Here is a 24829-nt window from a genome sequence, read left to right on the forward strand (position 1 = left end):
CTTTGTAAGATTAGTTTTTTAAGCAATGTTCGCTTTTTAAATAAAAATTATGATATTTTAACTATATAAAGCTAAAATATTTATATATATCAAACATTTATTTAAGATAATGCAGATTTTATTCGAATTTATCTTGACATATATTTAAAAAATAGCTAATCTAAAAACAAAGCGGAGGTAATATATGAATCGAAAGTCAGCGGTCTGGTTGATAATTCCAGCGTTTTTGGGAGTTTTAGTGTTTACATTTTTTCCACTTATTGAAATCGCGATTCCAACTTTTCAAAGTTCTAATGGTTTCTTTGCTCTATATACACAATTTCTTAAAAGCTCTTATAACTGGGAAGTTATTGGGCGTACTTTTTTAATTGCAATTATTACAGTTGTGGTTGTTTTAATTTTGGGATTACCAATTTCTCTCTGGATAGGCAGACAGAAGACGACCGCGAGACAGGTGTTAAGTCTGTTGATTTTATTCCCAATGTTAACGAATGCTGTGGTAAGAAATTTTGCGTGGATTATCATTTTGGGTCATGATGGCATTATTAATAAGTTTTTATTAGCGCTACACCTAATTAACGTGCCACTTGATATTCTTTACACTAATTCCGCTATTATTATCGGTTCTGTTTATTTGTTTTTACCAATCATGATTAATTCGTTAGTGGGTAGTATTTCGGAATTAAATGTAGAAATCGAGGAAGCAGCCGCAATCCTCGGCTCCAATCCTTGGCATACATTGTTTAAAGTTGTTATTCCTCAGCTAACCACGGGTATCCTAACCGGATGCATTCTTGTTTTTGCTGGTTCCATGACAGCTTATACTACACCGCAGATTCTTGGTGGAAATCGGCATCTTGTGATGTCTACTTTGATTTATCAGCAGGCTATGACCTTAGGAAATTGGCAAAACGCAAGCGTGATTGCTCTGATTCTGATTCTCATTTCTGCTCTTTCAATGTGGATTATGCGACGAATGAGCCACTACTTAGATCGGAGGCCTGATAATGCTTGATCGTAAAAATAAGACATTAACGACAATCTCGATTATTATTTTGGCATTAATCATGTTGCCTTTAATTTTAGTCGTGATTACTTCTTTTAATAATGAAAGATCAATTTCATTACCTATAAAAGGTTTTACATTTTCTTGGTACAGTAACATTTTTCAGGAACCAGATTTCATTACCGGTTTTGAAACAAGTCTGATTGTTGCCCTAATTGCCAGCTTTTTAGCACTTATCATCGGTATTCCTGCGGTTTACTCTTTAACTCATTACAATATTCACCATGCTGCTTGGTTTCAGTCATTTTTCCTGAGTCCTACTTTGATTCCAGAAATAGTAATTGGGTTTGCACTTTATCAAGCAGTTGTCATTACTCTAAGGGTACCAATCTTTATCAGTTTAATTATTGGTCATTTCTTGCTTTGTTTACCTTATGTTATCCGTTTAATCACTGCTAGCATGTTGCTAATGGACAACCATATTGAAGAAGCAGGATGGATATGCGGCTGTTCACCAAAAAAAGGATTCTTTCTAATTGTTTTGCCGAACATTAAAGCCAGCATTATTGCAGCTTTTATGATGTGTTTTATCAACTCGTTCAATAATATCCCTATTTCCTTGTTCATGAACGGACCATCTCTAACCATGTTGCCACCAGCAATTTTAAACTACTTGCAAAACAACTATGATCCAACCGTATCTGCAATCTCCGTATTATTAATGATTTTTACCGCACTTATGATGTTTTTAGTTGAAAAAGTAATTGGCATTAAGAATATTACTAAATAGAGGTTATTATAGTGGCAGATTTAGAAGTTAAAAATTTAGCAAAATCATATGACGGTAAGACTAAAGTCTTAAAAGACATTTCTTTTTCAATCAAAAATGGGGAACTTGTTTCAATACTTGGTCCTTCAGGATGCGGGAAAACCACTACGCTGAGAATCATAGCTGGCTTAATTCCAGAAACCTCGGGACAGGTTTTGGTCAACAGTAAGGATATTACTAAAGTGCCAGTATACAAGAGAAACTTCGGCATGGTTTTTCAAAGTTACGCATTATTTCCACACTTAAACGTTTTTGAAAATGTTGCCTTTGGGTTGAAAATGCGCAAGATGGCCCAAAGTAAGATTAAAGAAAAAGTTGTTGCCATGCTAGATATGACCGGCTTAAATGATCTGGCAACTAAGTTTCCGGCACAGCTCTCCGGCGGTCAGCAACAGCGAGTTTCTTTAGCAAGAGCTTTAGTTATTAACCCAGAATTATTGTTGATGGATGAACCACTTAGCAACCTCGATGCAAAATTGAGATTGAAGATGCGGGAAGAAATTTCTCGTCTCCAAAAGAAAATGAAAATGACTGTGCTGTTTGTGACGCATGATCAGCAAGAATGCTTTGCCATTTCTGACAAAGTTCTAGTCATGAAACACGGCCGTATTGACCAATTTGATACGCCACAAACCATTTTCCACCATCCGCGTACAGAATATGTTGCTCGCTTTATCGGATATGATAATTTCATACCGGTCAGTCCAGATAGCTGTCAAGATAAATATCATATTAAAGTCGCTGAAACGGTTTTAGCTACTAAAGAAACCAATTCAAATGCTAAAGTTCTAACTATTCGTCCTGAAAATATTGCCTTAAATTCGGAAACTGCCGGCGAAAATACTTTTACCGGCAAGATTATTAACCGCGAATACCTGGGCCAAAGCTTCAAGTACACTGTTCATTCCAAACTTGGTGAATTTCAAGTTGAGGAGACGCGTCAAAAGATGCGTAGTTCAGGAGATGAAGTTACCTTAACTCTTCCGGCTAAACATCTTCATCCATTATTAAAATAGTCAATTTATTTCAGAAAGGTCTAATTATGAAATTTAAAAAAGTGTGTTTACTGGCTACTGGCTTGGTTGCTGCTGGAGTAGCGATTGCTACTTCCGGTTGTTCTTCAAAATCAAGTGATGCCAAACTGGTTGTTTCTACCTTTGGTCTGTCAACCAAACAAATGCGTTCGGATGTTCTTAATCCTTTTGCTAAGCAAAATAACGTTAAAATTACCACCCAGTTCGGGGATAGCTCAACCAGACTGACACAAATTGAGCATAATCCTAATTCTGCAGTTGATGTTATTGATTTAGCTCAAAACAATGCGGTTACGGGTGCTAAAAAGAAACTGTTCAAGAAACTGGATTTTTCCAAAATTAAAAACTTTAAGTATTTATCAAGTGACCAGCAAAAATTAGCCAAGGATACTAATACCGTTCCTTATACGCTTAACAGTTTAGGTATTATTTACAATCCGAAAAAAGTGCACATCAAGGATTGGAATGACCTGTGGTCTAGTAATTTAAAAGGCAAGATTGCTATTCCTGACTTCACTACTACGTTTGGACCAGCGATGCTTTATATTGCGGGAGATCATGCCAAAGTTGCCGTGCCTAGTGATAATGGTAAAGCTGCTTTTAAAGCAATTAAAGATCTGAAACCAAATGTCGTAAAGACATATTCACAAAGTTCAGACCTGAGTAATATGTTTAAAACCGGTGAAATTAGTGCTGCCGTTGTTGGCGATTATGCAGTCGGCATGCTGCAAGCCACTGATGCAAGCTTGAAATACATTGTTCCAGTCTCGGGGACGTACGCTAATTATGATAACATGGGTATTTTGAAGAACAGCAAGAATGCAAATGCAGCGTACAAGTTTATCGATTTCCGTTTAGGCAAAGCGATTCAAAAGAAGGTTGCTAGTGCTTCTTCTCTGAACAATGCACCGGTTAATTCACAGGTTAAGCTAACGCCGGCTGAAGCAGCTAACAAAACGTATGGCGATATTGCTAAACGTGCAAAAACAATTGACTTTTATTATGTAAACAATCATATGTCCGCTTGGATCAGTCAATGGAACAAAATTATGAATCAGTAATTTAAAAAAAGATAATAAAAAGAGTTGAGGTGAACCCTAAAATTAGGACAGTTTAATAAATCCTAGCTGATGAGGACTAACGCCGGATATTCAATCGGGGTTAGTCCGTTCAGTGTGTTTTTGCTTCTTTTAGTATGTAGTAATTAATATATCTTCTGATTGCTTCTTCAAGTGCGCTTAAATTCTTGAAGATCTTTTCAAAGTCATAGAGCATTTTCCGCTTTAAGATGCTAAAGCAGCCTTCCATTAACCCACCATCCAGCGAGCCGCCCTTGCGCTGTTATAGCGTAAACACCCTAAGTTCTTCGGTCCTCCGTTTAGAAATTTATTTTTTTAATAAGTGAGGGCTAGCGTCCGCAACACGAGCGTGGGTTATGACCGTACAAGTAGTTATTTTGTAATCTTGCAGGCGAAAGAATACGATTGGTCGCAGATTTTGACAGATACAAGCTATTTTTTGGGTATTACAACAGCGGTTTCGCTAAAGATGTGTCAGGCAGTGTTGGAAGTATGTCAGTATTGTTCAAAACATAATATTCAAGTTGTGAACGATTTTAACTATCACGGAAAAATGGGGTCACCAAAATAGGCACAAGCAACAATGGTAAAACTAATGCCGTATGTTGATATTTGTCTTGCACATGATGAAAATTTTGGAGCCGTTTTAGGAATTAAAGCTTTTGATAATGACACGACCCGCGGCATTGAGCAAACGGATGCATTCATTAAAGGAATGAAAGAAATTTCGGCTAAATATCCTAAGTGCCAAACGGTTGCCAGCATTTTGCGCAACATTCATTCAGTAGAAGACTCAGAATGGATAGCCATCATGATTGATCATGGGTAGGTTTTTGAAGCTCCGGTTTATCAAATGCGTGTCTGGAAAGGCGTAGCTGCAGGCTTGACTCATGGTCTTTTGCACGAATTTTCGAAAAAAGAAATGCTTGATTATGCATTAGCTGCTAGTGTTCTTAAGCTGACGATTGGCGGCGACTTTAACTTAGTCACTGATGCCGAAATTCGGGCAGTAATATGTAAGCAAAGCAGTAAGCTGGTAATACGATAGAAATTCATATAGTAAAAAGCGTCACAACAAGAGTTATTATGCCTTGTTGAGGCGCTTTTTGTTTGAAAATGATTATAGTGCTCTAGAGTTTAGCCCTAAATTTAAATATTTTATTTACTCAACCATTGTTTAATTAAATTCTTGTACTGAGTTAGTGTAATTGCTCCATCTTCGCCTTGATTTGTGGCATTAAATGCATCAACAATCCCGTAAGGAGTTTGCGTCATATGGGCCATACCCATTACTCGATGTTCTTTATTTACTAAAGTTAGTATAATGACCAGCAGTTCTATATCCGTTTGAGCCTAAAACAGCCTGTGTATATGCTGGATCTTGCCAGTTAGGTGAAAATTCATAAGGAGCTAAACTAGGATTTTTCTTTACGTTCCATTGCCAGTCTTCCTGTTCAGTCATCCAGTTGCTAATTGCTTCTGAACCTGCAGAAAGGTTCTCGAGGTTTTGACGATAACCATAAAATTTTGGATGATTTAAAAAGCCTTGTTTTTGATAGTCCGCATCAATCATTGAGATCGCTGTTGAAATCGGTGATATCTTCAGACTTCTTACACCTGCAGTAGTTCGTTCTTTGTTAACACGTTCAAGACTTTGAAGTGAAGCTTGAATATTTGCACTGCTAGTAGCATCATTTTTACCACCTAGATTAACATAAGTATTAAACCATGAAGGGGCTACTTTTTGTACTTGGTCATCTATTATACCTGTTCTGAGTAAATTGGCTGCTTTTTGAGCTTCTTGTCTTTGGGCGGAAGTTAATGAAGGATTATTTGCAATAAAGTCCATTAAGCTAGCATCATTTTTTGAAGGATCATTCTTATTTGATTTTTAATAATTATTTGGCTGAATTGGGAATGCATCATACAGATGAATATACTTGTTTTTACCAACACGATAGTATTTTTGGCCATTAATCTTTTTAATGGAAGTGTAAGACAAGCGCTTTCTCTTTTTGTAAACTTTTTTGGTTCTTTTACCGCTATGATTATAGATATATATAACCCGGTAAAATTATTTCATTTTTAGCTGCAAAAGCAATTTGCGTACCCGTAATTGATTCTACTCCCACTGACATTAAGGCTATGGTAAGCATCGAGATAAGAACTTTCTTTTTCATTTTTTCCTTTAAAAATAAAAAGAGACTGGAGGAAAACTATTTTTATAGACCATTAAAAAACTTTGAGCAGACAAGTTCAACGTTTTTTGGCACTATATTAAATCCTATTGATAGATTATTTTGGTTTATTTATACTATTGACAGGACTTTTTTTATTTATAACATTATAAATTAATAAAATTTACTTTTCTAGCCACTCATTAACCAGATTCTTGTACTGAGCAACAGAAATTGCGCCATCTTCTCCTTGACTAGTAGCGTTGTATGAACCGTAATTGAATTCTATATCTATTATACGAGCTAACCCCATTACACGATATGTTTTATCCACCAAGTTAGTATAGTGACCAGCTGTCTTATAACCGTTTAAACCTAAAATTGCATCATCATAGTCCTTATCTCTCCAGTTAGGTGAAAATTCGAAAGGCGCTAAACTAGGATTTTTATTTACATTCCACAGCCAATCATTTTTCTCAGTCATCCACATTCCAACTGGTTCTCCGCTACCAAGTGACAGGTTTTCTCTATTAAAACGATAACCATAATGTAGTGGATGATCAAATTCAAACTTTTTTTGGTAATCAGCATCGATCATTGAAATAGCTGTTGAAGTTGGTGAAACCTTTAATTCATTAATACCTACAGCAGCCCGTTCCTTGTTAACACGTTCAAGACTAATGAGTGTTGCTTTGATATTTAAAGCGTTCGTAGAGTCTGATTTGTCACCTAAACTAACGCATTCATCAAACCATGATGGTTTTCCCCATGACTTGTCTCCTGTTGGTGTGTGATCAACTATTTCTCCTGTTCTAAGTAAATTGGCAGCTTTCTGAGCCTCTTTTCTTTGCGCAGAAGTTAGCGAAGTATCACTGGAAATAAAGTCCATTAGGCTGGCAGCATTTTTTGTTGTATCATATTTGCTAGCGTTTTGATTTGGCTTTTTATGTTCAGCCTGATTAATACGAAAAACACTGTTCGACTTAATGTACTTATTTTTGCCAATGCGATAAAATTCTTGTTTTTTAATGCTTTTGATAGAAGTATATGTTAGCTCTTGTTTTTTTCTAAAAACTTTTTTAGTTACTCTTCCTTTATGATCATATATATGTATGTTTCCAGGCAAAAAGATATTATTTTTGACGGCAGAAACCGTTTGCGTATTTGTAAATAAACCCATTCCTAGTAAAGATAAGGTATTGATAGATATTGAGATTAAAGCTTTCCATTTCATTTTTTTCTTTCCTAAACTTAATAACATTATTTTTAACTTAATTTTATCAAATAAGTATAGGAGGGTAAAAAAATATTTTTAATAAAGTTAATGAAGATCTTGAAGCAGTTTTAGGAATTAAGGTTTTTGATAATGATTTAACCCGTGACATTTAGTAAATGAACACATTTTTTTAATAGAAAAATCAGCAGGCATAATGACAGATCATGGACGGATTTTTTAAGCTCCGGTTTACCAAATGTATGTATATAAAGGAAAGGTTATGGGAAATGAACTCGTTGAAGATATATTTCACGAGCATCCATATGTATTTTTTAAAAAATGTTTGATTATGCTTTGGTTGCCAGAGCTCTAAAGTTAACAATTGGAGGAAACTTTAACTTAGCAATCGCTCTTGAGATAAGAGCCATAATGGTTGAATAAAGCGGTAATCAATTACAGCGATAGTAATTTTACTTAAAAATTAACATATGACTAAAGTGTTCTAAGGCTTTGTCCCTCACTATTATACGGCCTAAAATAAGTGACTGAATAATTGATTGTTGAAATATTACTGTATTCAAAAATTTTTTCGTTGCTCAAGACGGCACGATTGAAGATTTTCATCATTGGCGTTCCATTGGGTCATAGAAGAATTTTTACCTCCCTTTTATTTGCAGTTATTGGCATATAGTTCTTAATATAATGTGATATTTTTAGCCCCCTTGTTTTCAACATAATGCTGAATTGAACCTTCAATGTTGTCTTGCGATAAGTCTGGAAATAGAGCTAAAGGCATGATAGAGCGTTTCAATTGTTCGATTTTGTAGTTGACGATTCTGACCCTTTCAAAATACCAAACCTTGCTTTCAGGACTAATCTGAAAAATTTGTTGGTCAGTATGTGTTGCCCATCGTTTTTCAAATTTTAGCATTTTAGAATTTAGTCGTTTATATAGCGTTTTAGTTATAGAATTGAAAATGAGAGGGTTAACTATTGCTTTCTCATTAATAAAGATACCAGATCCTTGAACAGCGGAAACGATCCCCATGTCTACTAAGTCTGCAATTGCTTTTTGAATTGTAAATCTTGACACTTGGTATATCTTTGCAAGCTGTTGTTGGTAAGGCAACTTGTTAGAAATGTATTGCCCTTGGTATATTTTGCTCAATAAATCCTGTGTGATGAATTCCGTCTTTTTCGCTTTTTAAGCCTCGGAAAGTATGAGTTTTTCGAAATTATATGCGTTACAAAACAAATTTTGTCATTAGGTAATGTAAAAAACGATTCTGGAAAATAATTAGAACACTTTATTATGTTAAGTTGATTTGAGGCGTAACGAATGTTCCATCTGGTATTCTGCTTTGGGACCACTCATGAGGACAGTATACGATCAGAAACTCTTTTGCCATTTCTTTATCAAAAGTTACCCCGATACCGCTGCGCTTGATTGGATAAAAGTATCCTTTTTTAACTTCAGGAATTCTGCCAAATAACTTTTTAGTGTTCTTTGGGACGGGCACATTTTCTTAAATAGCTGCATTATGACGGTGAATATTCAAATGAGTGTTGACTGCAATCCCAATAGGAGTATGTCTGGTGGGATATGCCAAGTCATATGAATACCAAAGATTTCACAAAAGTGTGCAAGCTTAAGGGCAGGAGTTATTCCTCCAATCTGAGAAACGTGTGCGCGCAGAAAATCAATCTGGCGATTTTGAACCAGCTCCTTCCATTCCATTGCGTTATTAAATAATTCACCTATCGCCAGTGGTGTGACCGATTGATTTCGGAGCTATCTCAGCAATTCATTTTGATTAGGGGATAATATGTTGTCTTCTAAGAAGTATGGATCATATTTTTCTGCTTTTTTAGCAAAACGTAGTGCTTGATTAGGAGCTAGTCTTTCGTGAACATCACGAATTAACTGAAATTTTGAGCCATACTTTTGCTTTACTGCTTTAAACATTTTCAACGTTGCTGTCATGTACTTCTCAGGGTCAAAATAAGATCCTGGGATTGAATCTTTGGTGGTGCGTGGGCCTTTCAAAAGCATGAATACGGTCAATTGCCACAAACTTACACTTATTCTACGACATTTCAGGGCTATCCATTTCATGAAACGTAGGATCATACCCGTGACCTGTTCAGCGCTGGGAAACCCAATCCTAATTCTTTTCATGCTTGTGGTAATGATGGACTGCCCCGGCATGGTTTGTACAGCTGGCACTTGTCGGATCCCATCGCTTTTTCCAACCGGTTAAAAGTAACTTTTCAGGATATTGGCAATGATGATATTGGCTTATATGAGCGCTCAGATGATATTTCGACGGTTGCCTATTGGTATCAAACTGAGCCCCACAGCCCATTTCGGTCATTTTTAGCAAGAGCAGACAGACTGCCAAGATAAAGCACTGGTATAATAGAGCCCCGATTCTATGAATACGGTTTGATAGTTGTGTCAAAGATTTAAAATCTTAATTTAGTCATAATAAAAGCCTCGAAGTTGTTCTAACTTCGGGGCCTTATTATTTTTTCAATGAATTGCTAGGCAAGTATCTGGTAACAATCTTTGGCAACTTAGTGTGAAATCAATTAAATATCACATTCAAAAATTAAAGAGCCAATAATCTGTAAGAGTATCTCCTACAAATTATTGGCTCTGCGTCTTCGCGTCTGGCTCTTTAATAACTGTAATAATTCCATGTTTTATATTAATTAGATTTTCGTGTCTACACTTGGGACAGAATAGTGGGAACCTTAATAGCTCTGTATCTTCACGTACCTTAATTCGGGTCTTGCTATTGCAAGTAGGACATAATACCCATGATTGTTTTTCCATTAATAACTTACCTTTTTCATTAATTTATCTCACAGGAATACAAAATTCGCATAAGTGTGCTGAAACTTTTGAAGAAGCATACCGCTCAATTATTGGTTTAGTGTTATCTACCGGTAAATCACTCGTTAAATTTTGAATATTTTCCCAAAAATGTGATACTCTCTCAACGGTATGAGCAACTTCAAAGATCGCGTAACGTCCGTCAGGAATCTTACGAGTAGGTAAATCAATCTTTTTTTCGCCATCGGTGATAATAATACCTACATCATATCTTTGCTTTTCTGGTGGCGTTTGGATTGGATCATCCATTGCTATCCCAAGTATGGTGCTATCGTCTGTGAGTAAGTTATGCTCTTTTAAGTGTGCTTTGAAATCGTCCATTAATTGATTATTTCCCGGGCCATAAGCACCCGTTCTACGCATATATGCGATTTCAATATCCTTAAATTCTTCAATACCGCTAAATTTTTCTTTCATCAATGCTTTGAACCTCCTACATCAAAATATCTTATCAAGCTTTGACAAAACCAATCGTAAGGGCAATTAAAATGATTTTCAAGAAAAATTTTAAAATATATTATTATTTGGTTATTGTTATGACAATCAAAGATCTGCTAGATCTTGGCTCAACCAGTTATCTTCTAAGATTTAATTATTAGCTAAAACAAAAAAATCCCAGTGCTGCTACCTAATCGCACTGAGATATTATTATTTTAACGGAAATAGTTATTTTATGCTATAACAAATTACTTATCTGGATAAATTAGCAACTATTTATCACCGTTCATAATGGTGTTTTTAACGATAACATAATCAACAAGCTTAATTGAACTGAGCGTTTTACCACCAGCATAAGAGATAGAAGATTGCAAGTCTTCCTGCATTTCGGTCAAGGTATCAGCAATTGGTCCCCGATATGGTACAAGCATTTGTTTACCTTCAACGTTGCGGTAGGCTCCCTTTTGAACTTCGGATGCGGAGCCCCAATATTGTTTGTAGGTTTTACCGTCAATTTTGATAACGTTACCTGGGGATTCTTTGTGACCGGCTAACATTGACCCAATCATAACCATTGTTGCACCAAAGCGAATAGATTTTGCTATATCGCCGTTATAACGGATACCGCCATCAGCGATTAGTGGCTTACTGGCAACTTTACTACACATTCTAAGAGCAGCTAGCTGCCAGCCACCAGTACCAAAACCGGTTTTAAGTTTGGTAATACATGCACGTCCAGGACCAACTCCAACTTTGGTAGCATCAGCACCAGCGTTTTCTAGTTCACGAACAGCTTCTGGCGTGGCAATGTTTCCCGCAGTTAAGAAAGTATCCGGTAATTTTTCTTTAATGTATTTAATCATGTCGATGACATAGACAGAGTGGCCGTGTGCGACATCAATCGTAATATATTCAGGAACGATTTTTTCAGCTGATAGTTGATCAATGAAGCTATATTCGTCCTCTTTAATACCGACAGAAATTGAAGCAAAAAGGCCTTTTTCATGCATCATTTTGATGAAATCCAGTCGCTTTTCTGGGTGAAAGCGGTGCATTACATAGTAATAGTCGTTTTCCGCAAGCCAAATAGCCAAATCGTCATTAATCACGCTCTCCATGTTTGCTGGAACAACCGGAATTTTAAATGTTCGGCTTCCAAACTTAACACTGGTATCCGCATCATGACGGCTTTTGATAATTCCTTTGTTAGGAACAAGTTGAATATCATCGTAATCAAAGGCTTCTACACTAAAATAATTACTCATAAGTAAATCGGCTCCTATTTAAATGTCTTTTTCCAAACCAAGTTACTATAATCAAAAAGCATATTCTTGTCAATATAAAAATCGAACTATTTAAAATAGATTAGTCAGAATAATTCGCATTTAAATTTGACTATGATAGCTTAAATTGCTAGACTATTTACGTGATATTTGTAGATTTTTAATGAGGTGAAGGAAAATGACAGCAGTTACAGTTGTTGGTAGCCAATGGGGCGACGAAGGAAAAGGTAAAATAACCGATTTTTTGAGTAAGGAAGCAGCTTACTCCGTTCGTTCCAATGGTGGTAATAATGCTGGGCACACAATTGAAATCGATAATCAAACTTTTAAGATGCGCTTAATTCCATCCGGTATTTTCGCATCTGCTAAAGGAGCAGTTATCGGTAATGGTGTAGTAATTAACCCAGAGGTTTTATTAGGTGAACTTGAAAACCTTAAAAAAAATGGGATTGATACCAGCAAATTACGAATTTCCAACCGTGCTCATGTCATCATGCCTTATCATATTAAGCAAGACGAGTATCAAGAAGAAGCAAAAGGTGCAAATAAAATTGGCACAACCAAAAATGGTATTGGGCCAACTTACATGGATAAGGCTTCAAGAATTGGTATTAGAGTTTGTGATTTACTTGAAAAAGATACATTTGCAGAAAAATTACGCGCTAATTTAGCTGCTAAAAACGAATTATTTACTAAAATTTATGGCAAGCCTGAACTTGATTATGACGAAATCTTCAACAAGTACTATGAATACGGCCAAAAAATGAAAAAATACGTAACTGATACTTCTGTATTAGTTAATGATGCGCTAGATAACGATGAAAAAGTACTGTTTGAAGGTGCACAGGGAATTATGCTCGACTTAGATGAAGGAACATACCCATTTGTAACTTCATCAAATACAATTTCAGGTGGAATTGCTAGCGGAATTGGGATTGGCGCTAACCGACTAAACACTGTAATTGGTGTTTGCAAGGCTTACACTACTCGTGTTGGTGCTGGTCCATTCCCAACAGAACTTCTTGATGAGACTGGCGACCGCATCCGTGAAACTGCTCATGAATACGGCACAGTTACCGGTCGACCACGGCGGGTTGGCTGGTTTGACTCCGTTGCATTGCGTCATGCTAAACGAGTTGCTGGCATTAACGGCTTAAGCTTGAACTTGCTTGATATCTTCAGTGGTTTTGACACAATTAAGATTGCGACCGCATATGAACTAGATGGTCAAGAAATCGATTACTATCCAGCCAGTCTAAAAGAATTAGAGCGCTGCAAGCCAGTTTATGAAGAATTACCTGCATGGCAAGAAGATATTACTAATGCCAAAACCTGGGAAGATTTGCCTGAAAATGCGCAAAAATTCCTAAACCGTGTTGCTGAGTTAGTTGGCGTTCCGCTGGTGACCGTTTCGGTTGGACCAGAACGTAAACAAACAATTGTTTTACGTAATCCTTGGGAAATGTAATTGATGTTAGAACGATACACTCGCCCCAAAATGGGCAAAATATGGTCAGATGAAAATAAATATGCAGCTTGGCTAAAAGTTGAGATTGCTGCGACAAATGCTTGGAGCGAAATCGGCGAAGTGCCACGAGAGGATGCTGTCAAAATTGCGCAAAATGCTCGTTTTACAGCCGAAAGAGTGGCTGAACTCGAACAAGTAACGCATCATGATGTTGTCGCATTTACTAGAACGGTTTCTGAAAGCCTTGGCCCGGAGAAAAAGTGGGTTCACTTTGGCCTGACTTCAACTGATGTTGTTGATACTGCCCAAGGTTATATTCTCAAACAAGCCGATGAAATCATTAGGCAAGACTTGCAGGAATTGAAAAAGACGATTGCAGCAAAAGCGCGTAAATACAAAAATACCGTTGAAATGGGTCGCACGCATGGTGTGCAAGCTGAACCTACTACTTTTGGTTTAAAACTGGCTCGCTGGTATGCAGAAATCAACCGCGATATTGATCGCTTTGAACATGCTGCTAAAGGCGTAGAATCCGGTAAAATTTCTGGTGCGGTTGGTACTTTTGCGAATGTGCCACCGGAAATTGAAACCAGTGTGCTTCAACAGCTTGGGCTGACTCAACAGCCGATTACAAGTCAAATTTTGCCCCGCGATTTGCACGCAGAATACATTGCTACACTAGCCTTAATTGCCACTAGCATTGAAAATTGGGCAACAGAAATCCGCAGCTTGCAACGGTCGGAAATTCATGAAGTTGAAGAGCATTTCCGTGCGGGACAAAAGGGTTCATCCGCGATGCCGCATAAACGCAATCCAATTGGCTCAGAAAATCTGTGTGGAATGGCGCGGGTTTTGCGTGGGCACATTGTAACGGCGTATGAGGATGTCACTCTTTGGCACGAACGCGATATTTCGCATTCAAGTGCCGAACGAATTATTTTGCCTGATACCACGATTGGCATTGATTATATGTTAAATCGATTTAACCGAATTTTGACCAATCTTGATGTTTTCCCCGAAACCATGCTCAAGAATATGGATAAAACTTATGGCTTAATTTATTCACAAAGACTGCTGCTTAAACTAATCGATGAAGCAGGGCTTTCTCGTGAAGACGCATATGATATGGTGCAAAAACTGACAACTAAATCTTGGAATGAAGGAATTTCATTTAGAAAATTAGTTGAGAACAGTAGAATTATGAATTATCTTTCAGAAGATGATGTTGCGGATGCTTTTGATTACCACTATCACTTGCGCCACGTTGACGATATTTTTAAAAAAGTCGGTTTAGAATAAAACAAAATACTATTAACTAAGAACTACTTTTCGCTATTTAACGAAAACTAGTTCTTTTTTTAAGTTGAAAAATGGTCAAAATTGATAAATTTATAGCTTTATATGTAATTAACAGCCATATTATTATTGTGAGTAGAAATAGTAATTTTCATTTGAGGAAATTTTTTTAAAATTACTTCTTTCACTTTATTTTGAACGATTAAATTTTTAATTAACACAGAACCTGATAAAGCTAATCGATATTCAATTTCATTTGCCGGATACCTTTGAATTAATCTTATTATTTCTTCGGCCAGTTGTTTTCCTTGAAGTTCGAAAACTTTGACTGCTTGTCGATCACCTTTTTCTGCAATTTTAGCCAATTCTAGTGAGAAATTTGCAATTTGAGTATGTTCTATCTGATAGTATTTAGAGATTAATTCATGTACTGTCTGTACGTGAAAGTATTTAAAAATTGTTTGCTGATATGAACATGGTTTACCTGAATCATAGTCTTGCAACATATTAATAGTAGCTTCTTGAGCTATTCGGTAAGCAGAACCAATATCATCCAATAAATATCCCCATCCACCTGCACGTAAATATTTTTCGTTTTGCTTGCCGTAAACTATTGACCCAGTTCCAGCAATAGTTAAAAAGCCGTCTTTTCCTTTTAAACCATTAATTAATGCAAGCTTTGCATCGCTTATAAAATGAATATCCGTACAAATTTCTTTTACATTTGTTTTTATTTTATCAAGATATAGTTCGGGGGATAGTGATGATTCTAATCCGGCAATTCCAATTAAAATTTTTTCACATGTTTGGCCTTTGATTGCAGCATTTTTAATAGCTGAGCTAATATTTGTTACTGCTTCTTCTGCATTTGTAAAAATATTTCCAGGCCCAAAAATTACAGATGATAATGAGTTTAAATCCTTACTATATGCGTTTGCGACTACGTGTGTCCCACCGCTGTCTACGCCAATTCGATATTGCATGGTTCTTTACCTCTTTGATATATTATTATATCTTTATTATGTAGCCTTTGTAATAAAAATACAACTATTATATCGAATTAATAGCTTTCAATTAGTATTTTTTAAAATTTAGATTAAGCAAAAAAATATTTTGAAATATTATTTCAAATTTTTAAAAAGTTGCTATAATAAAAATGTAAGTGATTACAAAGAAAGAAGGCTAAGAGGTGAAACATATATTATGGGGTGGAGCAACATCTGCAAGTCAGTATGAAGGCGGTTTTAAAGATGGTAAGGGTATTGATACTCAAGATTGCCGTCCCTATCTGCCAAGGACTAGTAATGCCACTACAGAAACTAGACTGTTAACCCAAAAACAAATTGATGAAGCGAAAAACAAAGAAAGCCCATATTATTATCCGTTTAGAGTAGGAACAAAAGGATATGAATATGGACTATCAGATATTGATTTGCTAAAAGATTTGGATCTAGATATTTATCGACTTTCTATTAGTTGGTCAAGACTATTTCCGACAGGTGAAGAGCTTAAACCAAATCCAGTGGGGGTAGAATATTACGACAAGATCTTAAATAAACTCCATGATGCTGGAATCAAAATCTTTATTACAATTGATCATTATGCTATTCCTCTCAATTTAGTTGAAAAATATAAAGGATGGACATCAATTAAAACTGTGAATGCCTATATGAGGTTCTCGTCCTTTCTTCTCCAAAAATGGGGATCAATTATTGACTACTGGTTGCCAATCAATGAAATTAATGCCGGCTACTTTAGCCCGTATAATGGTGTGGCGCTAGTTAAGCCCCAAAATGGTACATATAGCTACAATGATATTTTTCTTTCCTTACATCATCAGTTTATTGCTAGTGCAAAGACAATTGAATTGGGCAAGGAACTTAATATAAAAGGCAAATTTTGTGCGATGATTTCTTGCTTTTGTTACTATCCTTTAACTCCTAAGCCTGAGGACAATTTAGAACAGGTAAAGGTAGAAGAGATTAATCAATGGTTTTGTATGGATGTTTTGGCAAAAGGAGAATATCCCTATTATGCAAAGCAATTCTTTAAGGAGCATGACGTTCATTTTAAAATTTCTGCCCAAGATAAAGAACTGTTAAAAAATAATATATGCGATATTGTCACATTTTCTTACTATGATTCTAGTATTTGTTCGGTTGAAGAAAACGAGAATCAAACCGCAGGCAATTTAGTTGCTACAACCAAAAATCCCTTTTTAAAAGCAACTAGATGGGGTTGGCAAATTGATCCTATTGGTTTAAGAACCACTTTGCATAAAGTCTATGATCGATACAATAAGCCAGTGATGATTTCCGAAAATGGTATGGGTGCTAAAGATATTTTGACCAAGGATCATAAAATTCATGACCAATATCGAATTGATTATTTTAATGCACACTTCAACCAAATTATAAAAGCAGTGAAAGAAGGCGTAGACGTCAGAGCTTATATTGCATGGGGGATTATAGATATTATATCTGCTGGCAGTTGCGAAATGGATAAACGATATGGTGTGGTATATGTAGATGCAGATAACACCGGCAACGGGACGTTTAAGCGGTATAAAAAAGATAGCTTTGATTGGTATAAACATTTTATTGAGTCTCAAAGAAAAAAGAAAAAGGAGTAAGTAAAAATGAAAAAAGTGTTATTTATCTGTTCAGGGGGCATGTCTAGTGCAATTATTGAGAAAGCCCTGAAAGACGAGGCTGAAAAAGCCGGAGTACAAATTGAATCCAGTGCTGTAGGTTCAGGACAAGCTGAAGATGCTATAAACCAAGGCGTTTGGGATATTATTTTGGTTGCACCACAAGTTAGAAATAGATTTGATATTTTTAAAAAATTTGCTGAGGCAAAGGGAATTAAAATAAGAGCCATTCCACCTAGAGATTACAGTCCGCTGGGGGGAAAGCATGTCTTAAACCTTGTTGAAGAGGATACAGAGAATTAAGGTGGTTTTCATGAATAAATTCTTTGATAGACTAGATTCTAAGTTTGCCCAACCTTTATCTAAAATTTCTGAGCAAAGACATTTACGGGCTATTCGAGATGGTGTTGTTTCAGCAATCCCATTAATTATTATTGGAAGCTTTTTCCTAATTATTGCAATGCCACCTATTCCAAATGATTGGGGCTATCATATTTGGGCAACAAAACACGTACAACAGATTTTAATTCCGTATCGGATGACTTTCTGGATTATGTCATTATATATTTGTTTTGGCATTGGATATAATTTATCGAAAAGTTATAAATTAGATCCATTAGCTGGTGGTCAATTATCGGTTGCTGCTTTCTTATTAAGTATTATGCCGATAATTAGTAAGTCAGGAGATATTCTTTTGCCGATGGCTTCTCTAGGTTCAGTGGGTATTTTCCCATGTATGATTCTAGCAATTTGTTCGGTGGAAATTTTACGTTTTTGTAAGCAACATAATTTGGTATTTAAAATGCCTGAACAAGTGCCGAGCTCAGTAGCACATTCATTTGAGGCAATTATTCCGGCTGGAATTATAATTTTGATTATGACACTAATTAATGTGGTATTTAAGATTAATATCGAAGTATTAATTCAAAATATTTTTTCGCCACTTGTTAAAGCTGGTGATACTTTTATTGGCGTTTTGGTGCCTGTAATCTTGGTCGTATTTTTCTGGTTTTTTGGTATTCATGGTGACTCTATTGTTGGCTCCGTTGCTAGACCTATTTGGCTGCAATATTTTAGTGAAAATGCTGAAAGAATGACTCATGGCTTACAACCAACCCATATTGCTCCTGAAACCTTCTTCCAATGGTTTATTTGGATTGGTGGCTCTGGTGCTACAATTGGACTAATAATTGCAGCAATTTGTATTGGAAAGGCTAATTATACAAAATCAATTACAAGAGCTTGTTTAATACCAAGTATTTTTAATATTAATGAGCCTATCATTTTCGGATTTCCAGTTATGCTCAACCCTATATTCTTGATTCCGTTTATAATGGCTCCAGTTATAATGACAACAGTAACTTGGGTTTCATTTAAACTGGGCTGGGTACATATGATGTTTGTTCAGCCACCTTGGACGCTTCCAGCTCCAATTGGAGCCTTTCTAGCTACTGGCGGTGATTGGCGTGCCATTATACTTTGCTTAGTAAATATTCTAATTTCTACTATTATTTATTGGCCGTTTGTAATGATGTATGACAAAAATGAATTGGCTAAAGAACAAGCGGATGTACCAGATGAAAAAGATGAATAACACTAAGAAAACTCAATTAAAATTTAAAGGGACGATATTGTTTGTCGCTGGGTTGGCAATTGTAAATTTAATTATCATTGTAGTTATGGATGTTTGGCCATGTAAGGCACTAATGTTTTTTGGTAATGTTGTTTCTATCGGTCTACTTTTTCCTTCCACTTTACTATATGGTGATTATAAAGAAAAATTTAATTTTAAGCGGTATATATATTTTGCGGTAATGACAATGATTGTAAGTGGTATATTAATGTATTTGTTTGTATATCGCTTTTAGAAAGGTTAAGTTATATGGATCCAAAAGAGGTAGAAAATGAGATATTTAAGCTAATTACTTATTCTGGGACTGCTAGAGCTGACTTGTATGAGGCATTAAAAGAAACACGAGGAAATAATTATAATAAAACTGAAGAATTATTAAAATCGGTAGATGATAAATTGGTATTAGCTCATAATGTTCAAACCAAACTTATTCAAGAAGATTTAAACAAAAAATTAGAAAATTCATTACTATTAATTCATGCTCAAGATCAATTTATGACAACAATGTCGGAACAATCATTGATTGAACAAATGATTATTATGCAGAAAGAAATAAATAAGTTAATTTGATATTTAATAAAAGAGGGCGGCAACTAATATATTAATTCACGGCCCTCTTTTAATGATATATAATAAAATTATTACTATATATGTAATAATTTTATATAATAATCATCGAAAGGGCGGCTGTTAGGATGGATCTTATAAATAAAATAACAAATAATTATTCCAACTTTAAAGGATCTTCTAAAAAAATTGCGGATTATCTTTTGAAAAATTCTAATACATTCTTAAACTTAGATGCGCAACACTTAGGAACTGAAACCGGGACAAGTTCGGCTTCGATAATTCGTTTTTGTCAACAAATGGGATTTAAAGGACTGAAAGATTTTAAGATTGTATTAGCAAAAGGAGTGTCAAAAAATGAAATTTCAGAATTAAATACCTTCGTCAGTCCTAATGATACTCTTGAAGAAATTATCAAAATATTTTATCGGAATGTTATAAATAACTTAAGAAGTACTTATGCTTTACTAGATGTTGGTACATTACAAAAAGTTGTAGTGCAATTGCAGAAAGCAAATCAGATTTATATCGAAGGAGTGGGAGCTTCGGGATTAGCAGCACAAGATTTGTTTTTTAAATTTATTAGAAGTGGCAAGAGTGTATGCTATAATGACGATTCTCATATAGCACTTGAAAGAATATATTATTCTACACCGCAGGATGTAGTAATAATTTTCTCTTATAGTGGACTAACTGAAGAAATAATTTATATAGCTAAACAAGCAAAGAAAAACAAGACTCCCATTATAGCTATTACACGAGGACAGGCATCAGCTTTATTAAGCATTGCTGATATAATTGTTAGTCTGCCAGATAGAGAAAAGTTATTGCGTATAGGTGCAATTGACTCACTTCTTTCCGAAATGTATATATCAAGTTTAATTTATTTAGCTTCCATTAATAACGTACCAAATTTAAAGGAAAAAATGAGAAACACCGAACTATTAACCAATCAATTAAAAGAGGATAGTTAAAAATATTAGAAAGAGTTAGAAAACATGTCCATTAAAGATTTAATAACTGAACAAAGAAATCCCAATACCATACACATTGATACTATGTCTACTCTTGACATGGTGAAAGCTATCAACACAGAAGATCAAAAAGTTGCAGTCTCTGTAGGTACCCAAAAAACTAAAATTGCGAAAGCAATTGACTTAGCAAGTCATAATTATAAGAAGGGTGGTCGTTTAATTTATATTGGTGCAGGTACAAGTGGTCGACTCGGAGTCTTAGATGCTGTGGAATTGGTTCCTACTTATGGAATTAGCCCTCAACGAGCTATTGGATTAATTGCTGGTGGTAGTACAGCAATGTATACTGCCATTGAAAAGTCCGAAGATTCTGAAAAACTGGCTGAAAAAGATTTAAAAAAAATAAAGCTATCATCTGCTGATATTGTGTTAGGATTAGCTGCTAGTGGGCGAACCCCGTATGTAATTGGTGGTCTAAAGTATGCTAAAAAGATCGGATCGCTCACAATTTCTATTGCATGTGTTAAAAACAGTAAAATAGGGAAAATAGCAAAGGTTCCAATTGAAGCCGTAGTAGGACCAGAAGTAATCACTGGGTCAACCAGAATGAAAGCAGGAACGGCTCAAAAAATGATTCTTAATATGATTTCAACTGGTGTCATGATAAGGCAAGGAAAAGTATATCAAAACATAATGATTGATGTTAAACCTACTAACAATAAATTAATTAATCGAGCTGAAAGAATAATTTGTGATTGTACTAATATTTCACTTAAAGAAGCTTCAAAGTTATTAGAAAAAGCAAACATGCAAGTCCCGTTAGCAATCACGATGGCTAAAGCAAGAAAAAGTTCTAATACGGAAAAATTTAGCTAAGGAATGGATTACTTTTCAAAATATGTATTTAATATAATTACTTTCGAAAAAGTTTTGAGTTAATAATATTAAGTTCATTCAAAAGTAAAGTTTCACAATTATTATAACCAGTCTCAAGTCTTTCATTTGTAAATGTTGCAAAAGGTGATTGAAGTGACGATTTCGACAGTATCTTCTAGACATAGTTATTAATATAGTATCAATCTGTTTTTTTATTACCGTCATTAATATCAATTTAGCTATGATGCATAAATTATAGTGCTTGGCATATTTTGAAAAACTTTGTGATATTTTTAGTGTCATATAGTATGTTTATATTTGTTACTGAATTTCTTTATCACTTGATGTATAAAAAGTTAAGATTTGTCTTATTGATAAAATTATCAGTTTGATCAGGCAAGAATGTAAATTCTTCACAGACTATTAAGCAATCATTTGTTTAGCTTTGACAAGCATGAATACAATTATATCAAATATACGACCGAGCAATGATTCGAAACAGCAAAAAAAGGATTATTAAGATTAATACAAACACTTGGTCAGTGACTTGTTATTGATTTGAAATAAAAGATGATATTATCATAATTGAAAATCTATTTAACCACTTTTAACTAATGAAAATAACGTACAAATTATATGTGACTGTGACTACATAAATTTGAGGCTTAATCACTAATTTATAAAGGTGTGATGAGCTGTCTAGCACACGGCGCAAATGAAGATATTTAGTTATAAATAAAATGTACACTGGCAGTAAAGCAATGCTTATCTGGAATAGAACGCAAACATTTTTACATATGTAATACCATTATCTTTACCATTGTATTTTCCACAGTTAGTGACGATAATTATTATCCTAAGAAAGATTAAATTACCAGTGAAAGTTATACCAAAATCTATTTATCATCTAAAAGGTATTTGAGTTGGTTCATCTATACTTTTTTGTTAACAATTATGGGACAAAGATAACTTAATTAACTCCCTACTAGATAAAGTGTGTATTATTTAAGGATATGTCTATCTAGAGCTACTTAAAGACGAAAAATTCTTTTTCTTTATCTGTTTTCAGACTCTAAGAAAAATTTTGCGTCCTACAGTTTAGCTCTTTTTGTTTGACCACTTAAGCAAAAAAAGTAACCACTTGAGAAAATAAACTGGCTTTTAAAAATTAATTAGCGTTTAATAAAAATATCAGATGAAAGGCAGGTGAGAATCTTGAAGGTGAAAATTGAGCTTGACCCAGAACAAGAAGAACCGTCAGTTACCATTCATGCACGGGAACTGTCCCCCGAAGTGGAACAAATTTATCGCCAATTGCAAGAATTGGATGGACGACCTGATCAGCTCGAGTGTCATAAAGATGAATTAACCTATTATGTAAATCTAGCGGATATTTTGTTTTTTGAAACTGAGGGGCGTCAGGTAATCGCGCATACGAAAGCGGAAGCTTTTACTGTCAATTACAAACTTTATGAATTAGAAAATTTGTTGAGCAGCCAATTTATGAGGATTTCAAAATCAACAATTTTAAATTTAAAACAGATCTATGCGTTAACTAGGTCAATCTCAAATTGTCAAGTTCATTTTCGGGATTCATATAAAACCGTCTATGTATCGCGCCGCTATTATCACAGTTTAAGTGATCGATTAAACGAGAGAAGGTCATCGTCATGAAGAAACAAAAAATTAAAGAAATACTTTGGGGCATTGGGTTAGTTGCTGCAGCAGTCTATATTGTTATGAATCAAATGCACCTTTTATCATTTCATTTAGGCTTAAGTACTATTTTTTGGACAGCCGTTTTTGGTATTTTACTGATTAATAGCATTGCTGGTAAAAGCATCTTTGGAATGGTCTTTTCAGTAACATTTTTACTAATTGTTTACGCTGGACCGCTTCATATTACTAAAATTGTCCCGTGGACCTTATTACTGGCCGCATGTTTGGTATATGTTGGCTTATGCCTGATTTTTGCTAAAGGTTGGCGCCGTGACACGCCATTTCGCATCAATCATCACCAATATAAATATGACCAAATCTGGGAAGATGGTAAGTTTAAAACCACAGGCGATAACTTTTCTTCTAGAAGTAGGGATGAAAACGACCGCAATATTGTCATTAATCAGCGTTTATCTGAGGTCTCACGTTACGTTCACTCACAAAATTTAGAAAGTGTGACGATTAATTCTACTTTAGGTGAAACTAATGTTTATCTTGATTCTGCTAAGGCCGCTGGTGATACGGTTGTCATTAATCTGAATGCTTCAATGGGTGAAGTAGTAATTTATCTGCCATTATCTTGGCAAATAGAAGATCATTTAGCAGCTGTTTTTGGTGAAGTTGAAATCAATGGTACTTCAATCGGCGGTGGTCCTAAAGTGATTTTGCAGGGATCAAGCAAATTCGGTGAAGTGACGATTAATTATGTATAAGAAGTTATAAAAATGATTAAAGACCTACTTAAAAACGTGGTCGCTGATCGTATGATTAAAGAAATGGTGGGTAAATTTTCCCAACATCAACAAAATTACTTTTTAGCGGGAAAAACGATTGGGACCAGCACCTATTGGATTAACGACTTTCATCCGACTGCTCTTAATTTTGCTGCTTATCTTTCACCTCAAGTAACCTTAGCCGAACAAGAACGGCTCTTTCAGAAAATGATCGGAGAACTGGAGCAAGTTGCTCGCAAGAAGCAAAAGAAAGCCCTGATTACTTGTGATTATGCTCCGCAACTAGTCTTTAATACTATGGCAAAGGACAATGGCTTTCACTTAATTAGAACCACGGTTATGCCCAAGATGCCTTTATCTTCAGCTCTAGAGCAGACCAAAGCAATTAAAATTGTGGGTAACTTTGAGCTCTTAAGTCTGACTGCTTTAAAAAAATGTCCAGAGCAAATAGCAGAATTAGCCCAGCAAAGTTATGCCGATTACCAAGAAAATCACCGGGCTAACCCAGTGGCTGATCTTTCTTTAGAAGAATGGCAAGAAGTTATTTATTCCGATCAGTTGCTAAATGCGCCACTAGTTTTAAGAGTAAAAAATCAGCTTGCTGCTTACTGTTTTACCTTTGAAGATCATCCACGTGAATTAACGTGGAGCTGGATGGGAGCAGTAAAACCAGAACTACTGAATTTTTTACAACAACGGCAATTAAGCTGGGCGCAAGCAAAATATCAGACTTTAACTGGTGAATTTGACTCAACAGATAAGTTGGCAACTAGAACTTACCGTAATTATGCCTTTGAATTGTGCCCGGTCTATGAAACTTATTTAAAAAATTTGTAATAAGAATATTAGGGCTAAAGTAACATGAGACGGTAGTTAGTTATTTAAAATTAAATCAATAAAAAACTCCGCTAATAAACGGAGTTTTTGTGTGTTTAAAATAGCGGGCAGTTT

32 protein-coding genes are annotated in these 24829 nt (G+C 35.2%); 19 read left to right on the forward strand and 13 right to left on the reverse strand.

Going from position 1 to position 24829, the window contains the following annotated elements:
• Positions 1-184: 184 nt before the first annotated feature.
• The 4 genes from J3U71_RS07175 to J3U71_RS07190 are packed head-to-tail and all read left to right on the forward strand — an operon-like array spanning position 185 to position 3930.
• The gene (locus J3U71_RS07175; protein ID WP_267393455.1) at positions 185-1015 is read left to right on the forward strand and encodes an ABC transporter permease; all 831 of its coding nucleotides are present in this window, start codon (positions 185-187) and stop codon (positions 1013-1015) included.
• The gene (locus J3U71_RS07180; RefSeq protein WP_220268730.1) at positions 1008-1796 is read left to right on the forward strand and encodes an ABC transporter permease; all 789 of its coding nucleotides are present in this window, start codon (positions 1008-1010) and stop codon (positions 1794-1796) included. The genes J3U71_RS07175 and J3U71_RS07180 overlap by 8 nt, the downstream gene beginning before the upstream one ends.
• An 11-nt stretch (positions 1797-1807) precedes the next feature.
• Positions 1808-2851, forward strand: a complete 1044-nt coding sequence (locus tag J3U71_RS07185) for an ABC transporter ATP-binding protein (protein ID WP_267393458.1) — start codon at positions 1808-1810, stop codon at positions 2849-2851.
• A gap of 26 nt (positions 2852-2877) precedes the next feature.
• Entirely contained in the window at positions 2878-3930 is a 1053-nt protein-coding gene (locus J3U71_RS07190) for an extracellular solute-binding protein (protein WP_267393460.1), read from the forward strand.
• 109 nt (positions 3931-4039) lie between these two features.
• Here the strand turns inward: J3U71_RS07190 and J3U71_RS07195 are convergent, their stop codons facing one another.
• Positions 4040-4177, reverse strand: coding sequence for an IS3 family transposase (locus J3U71_RS07195; RefSeq protein WP_323848346.1), 138 nt, complete (start codon positions 4175-4177; stop codon positions 4040-4042).
• A gap of 354 nt (positions 4178-4531) precedes the next feature.
• Here J3U71_RS07195 and J3U71_RS07200 point away from each other — a divergent pair, with 354 nt between their 5' ends.
• The gene (locus tag J3U71_RS07200) at positions 4532-4777 is read left to right on the forward strand and encodes a hypothetical protein (RefSeq protein WP_267393462.1); all 246 of its coding nucleotides are present in this window, start codon (positions 4532-4534) and stop codon (positions 4775-4777) included.
• A 24-nt stretch (positions 4778-4801) separates the two neighbouring features.
• Positions 4802-4996 carry a hypothetical protein gene (locus J3U71_RS07205; protein ID WP_267393464.1) on the forward strand — a complete coding sequence of 65 codons (195 nt, stop codon included), beginning with the start codon at positions 4802-4804 and terminating at the stop codon, positions 4994-4996.
• A 110-nt stretch (positions 4997-5106) separates the two neighbouring features.
• Here the strand turns inward: J3U71_RS07205 and J3U71_RS07210 are convergent, their stop codons facing one another.
• From J3U71_RS07210 to J3U71_RS07245, 8 genes are all read right to left on the reverse strand, one after another.
• Positions 5107-5238: a hypothetical protein gene (locus tag J3U71_RS07210; RefSeq protein WP_267393466.1), complete on the reverse strand. Its 132-nt coding sequence runs from the start codon at positions 5236-5238 to the stop codon at positions 5107-5109.
• A 13-nt stretch (positions 5239-5251) separates the two neighbouring features.
• Positions 5252-5797 (reverse strand): hypothetical protein, encoded by a 546-nt coding sequence (locus tag J3U71_RS07215; RefSeq protein ID WP_267393468.1) that lies wholly within the window; start codon positions 5795-5797, stop codon positions 5252-5254.
• Positions 5798-5839: 42 nt separating this feature from the next.
• A complete protein-coding gene (locus J3U71_RS07220; RefSeq protein ID WP_258562401.1) occupies positions 5840-5950 on the reverse strand; it encodes an SLAP domain-containing protein in 111 nt (36 codons plus the stop codon).
• Between the two features lie 46 nt (positions 5951-5996).
• Complete coding sequence (locus J3U71_RS07225; protein WP_267395727.1) at positions 5997-6128, reverse strand: hypothetical protein; 132 nt, start codon at positions 6126-6128, stop codon at positions 5997-5999.
• Between the two features lie 181 nt (positions 6129-6309).
• A complete protein-coding gene (locus tag J3U71_RS07230; protein ID WP_267393470.1) occupies positions 6310-7359 on the reverse strand; it encodes an SLAP domain-containing protein in 1050 nt (349 codons plus the stop codon).
• A 676-nt stretch (positions 7360-8035) separates the two neighbouring features.
• On the reverse strand, positions 8036-8509 hold the full coding sequence (locus tag J3U71_RS07235; protein ID WP_267393472.1) for a GntR family transcriptional regulator: 474 nt from the start codon (positions 8507-8509) through the stop codon (positions 8036-8038).
• A gap of 387 nt (positions 8510-8896) precedes the next feature.
• A complete protein-coding gene (locus J3U71_RS07240; RefSeq protein WP_258562398.1) occupies positions 8897-9079 on the reverse strand; it encodes an enolase C-terminal domain-like protein in 183 nt (60 codons plus the stop codon).
• A gap of 54 nt (positions 9080-9133) precedes the next feature.
• On the reverse strand, positions 9134-9568 hold the full coding sequence (locus J3U71_RS07245; RefSeq protein WP_267395729.1) for a hypothetical protein: 435 nt from the start codon (positions 9566-9568) through the stop codon (positions 9134-9136).
• On the opposite strand from J3U71_RS07245, the gene J3U71_RS07250 reads away from it, so the two are divergent.
• Positions 9569-9748 (forward strand): DUF2961 domain-containing protein, encoded by a 180-nt coding sequence (locus J3U71_RS07250; RefSeq protein WP_267395731.1) that lies wholly within the window; start codon positions 9569-9571, stop codon positions 9746-9748.
• Positions 9749-9991: 243 nt separating this feature from the next.
• Here the strand turns inward: J3U71_RS07250 and J3U71_RS07255 are convergent, their stop codons facing one another.
• The 3 genes from J3U71_RS07255 to J3U71_RS07265 all read right to left on the reverse strand — a co-directional run bounded on the left by J3U71_RS07255 (position 9992) and on the right by J3U71_RS07265 (position 11943).
• The gene (locus J3U71_RS07255; RefSeq protein ID WP_220268724.1) at positions 9992-10180 is read right to left on the reverse strand and encodes a cysteine-rich KTR domain-containing protein; all 189 of its coding nucleotides are present in this window, start codon (positions 10178-10180) and stop codon (positions 9992-9994) included.
• 24 nt (positions 10181-10204) lie between these two features.
• A complete protein-coding gene (locus J3U71_RS07260; protein ID WP_267393645.1) occupies positions 10205-10657 on the reverse strand; it encodes an AraC family transcriptional regulator in 453 nt (150 codons plus the stop codon).
• Between the two features lie 293 nt (positions 10658-10950).
• The gene (locus J3U71_RS07265; RefSeq protein ID WP_267393477.1) at positions 10951-11943 is read right to left on the reverse strand and encodes a GMP reductase; all 993 of its coding nucleotides are present in this window, start codon (positions 11941-11943) and stop codon (positions 10951-10953) included.
• Between the two features lie 196 nt (positions 11944-12139).
• Here J3U71_RS07265 and J3U71_RS07270 point away from each other — a divergent pair, with 196 nt between their 5' ends.
• Both J3U71_RS07270 and purB read left to right on the forward strand, forming a co-directional pair.
• A complete protein-coding gene (locus J3U71_RS07270; protein ID WP_220268722.1) occupies positions 12140-13429 on the forward strand; it encodes an adenylosuccinate synthase in 1290 nt (429 codons plus the stop codon).
• Between the two features lie 3 nt (positions 13430-13432).
• Positions 13433-14728 carry an adenylosuccinate lyase gene (gene purB, locus J3U71_RS07275; protein ID WP_267393480.1) on the forward strand — a complete coding sequence of 432 codons (1296 nt, stop codon included), beginning with the start codon at positions 13433-13435 and terminating at the stop codon, positions 14726-14728.
• Positions 14729-14826: 98 nt separating this feature from the next.
• On the opposite strand, the gene J3U71_RS07280 is transcribed toward purB, so the two are convergent.
• Positions 14827-15708 carry a BadF/BadG/BcrA/BcrD ATPase family protein gene (locus tag J3U71_RS07280; protein WP_220268720.1) on the reverse strand — a complete coding sequence of 294 codons (882 nt, stop codon included), beginning with the start codon at positions 15706-15708 and terminating at the stop codon, positions 14827-14829.
• A 206-nt stretch (positions 15709-15914) separates the two neighbouring features.
• Here J3U71_RS07280 and J3U71_RS07285 point away from each other — a divergent pair, with 206 nt between their 5' ends.
• The 10 genes from J3U71_RS07285 (at position 15915) to J3U71_RS07330 (ending at position 24715) form a co-directional block, all read left to right on the forward strand.
• Entirely contained in the window at positions 15915-17357 is a 1443-nt protein-coding gene (locus J3U71_RS07285; protein WP_267393482.1) for a glycoside hydrolase family 1 protein, read from the forward strand.
• A gap of 6 nt (positions 17358-17363) precedes the next feature.
• Positions 17364-17678: a PTS sugar transporter subunit IIB gene (locus tag J3U71_RS07290; RefSeq protein ID WP_220268718.1), complete on the forward strand. Its 315-nt coding sequence runs from the start codon at positions 17364-17366 to the stop codon at positions 17676-17678.
• A 10-nt stretch (positions 17679-17688) separates the two neighbouring features.
• On the forward strand, positions 17689-18969 hold the full coding sequence (locus J3U71_RS07295; protein ID WP_220268717.1) for a PTS sugar transporter subunit IIC: 1281 nt from the start codon (positions 17689-17691) through the stop codon (positions 18967-18969).
• Positions 18953-19243, forward strand: coding sequence for a hypothetical protein (locus J3U71_RS07300; RefSeq protein ID WP_267393486.1), 291 nt, complete (start codon positions 18953-18955; stop codon positions 19241-19243). Before J3U71_RS07295 ends, J3U71_RS07300 begins: the two co-directional genes overlap by 17 nt.
• Before the next feature lie 14 nt (positions 19244-19257).
• On the forward strand, positions 19258-19578 hold the full coding sequence (locus J3U71_RS07305; RefSeq protein ID WP_220268715.1) for a PTS lactose/cellobiose transporter subunit IIA: 321 nt from the start codon (positions 19258-19260) through the stop codon (positions 19576-19578).
• Positions 19579-19703: 125 nt separating this feature from the next.
• A complete protein-coding gene (locus tag J3U71_RS07310) occupies positions 19704-20549 on the forward strand; it encodes a MurR/RpiR family transcriptional regulator (protein ID WP_220268714.1) in 846 nt (281 codons plus the stop codon).
• 24 nt (positions 20550-20573) lie between these two features.
• Positions 20574-21425, forward strand: coding sequence for an N-acetylmuramic acid 6-phosphate etherase (murQ, locus tag J3U71_RS07315; protein ID WP_220268713.1), 852 nt, complete (start codon positions 20574-20576; stop codon positions 21423-21425).
• Positions 21426-22640: 1215 nt separating this feature from the next.
• Positions 22641-23099 (forward strand): LytTR family DNA-binding domain-containing protein, encoded by a 459-nt coding sequence (locus J3U71_RS07320; protein ID WP_220269723.1) that lies wholly within the window; start codon positions 22641-22643, stop codon positions 23097-23099.
• Positions 23096-23857, forward strand: a complete 762-nt coding sequence (locus tag J3U71_RS07325; RefSeq protein ID WP_267393491.1) for a LiaF transmembrane domain-containing protein — start codon at positions 23096-23098, stop codon at positions 23855-23857. Before J3U71_RS07320 ends, J3U71_RS07325 begins: the two co-directional genes overlap by 4 nt.
• A gap of 12 nt (positions 23858-23869) precedes the next feature.
• Positions 23870-24715, forward strand: a complete 846-nt coding sequence (locus tag J3U71_RS07330) for a hypothetical protein (RefSeq protein WP_267393493.1) — start codon at positions 23870-23872, stop codon at positions 24713-24715.
• Positions 24716-24829 lie beyond the last annotated feature (114 nt).

This window comes from Lactobacillus sp. B4015 (genome assembly GCF_026536055.1).
GTDB classification, from domain to species: Bacteria; Bacillota; Bacilli; order Lactobacillales; family Lactobacillaceae; genus Lactobacillus; species Lactobacillus panisapium.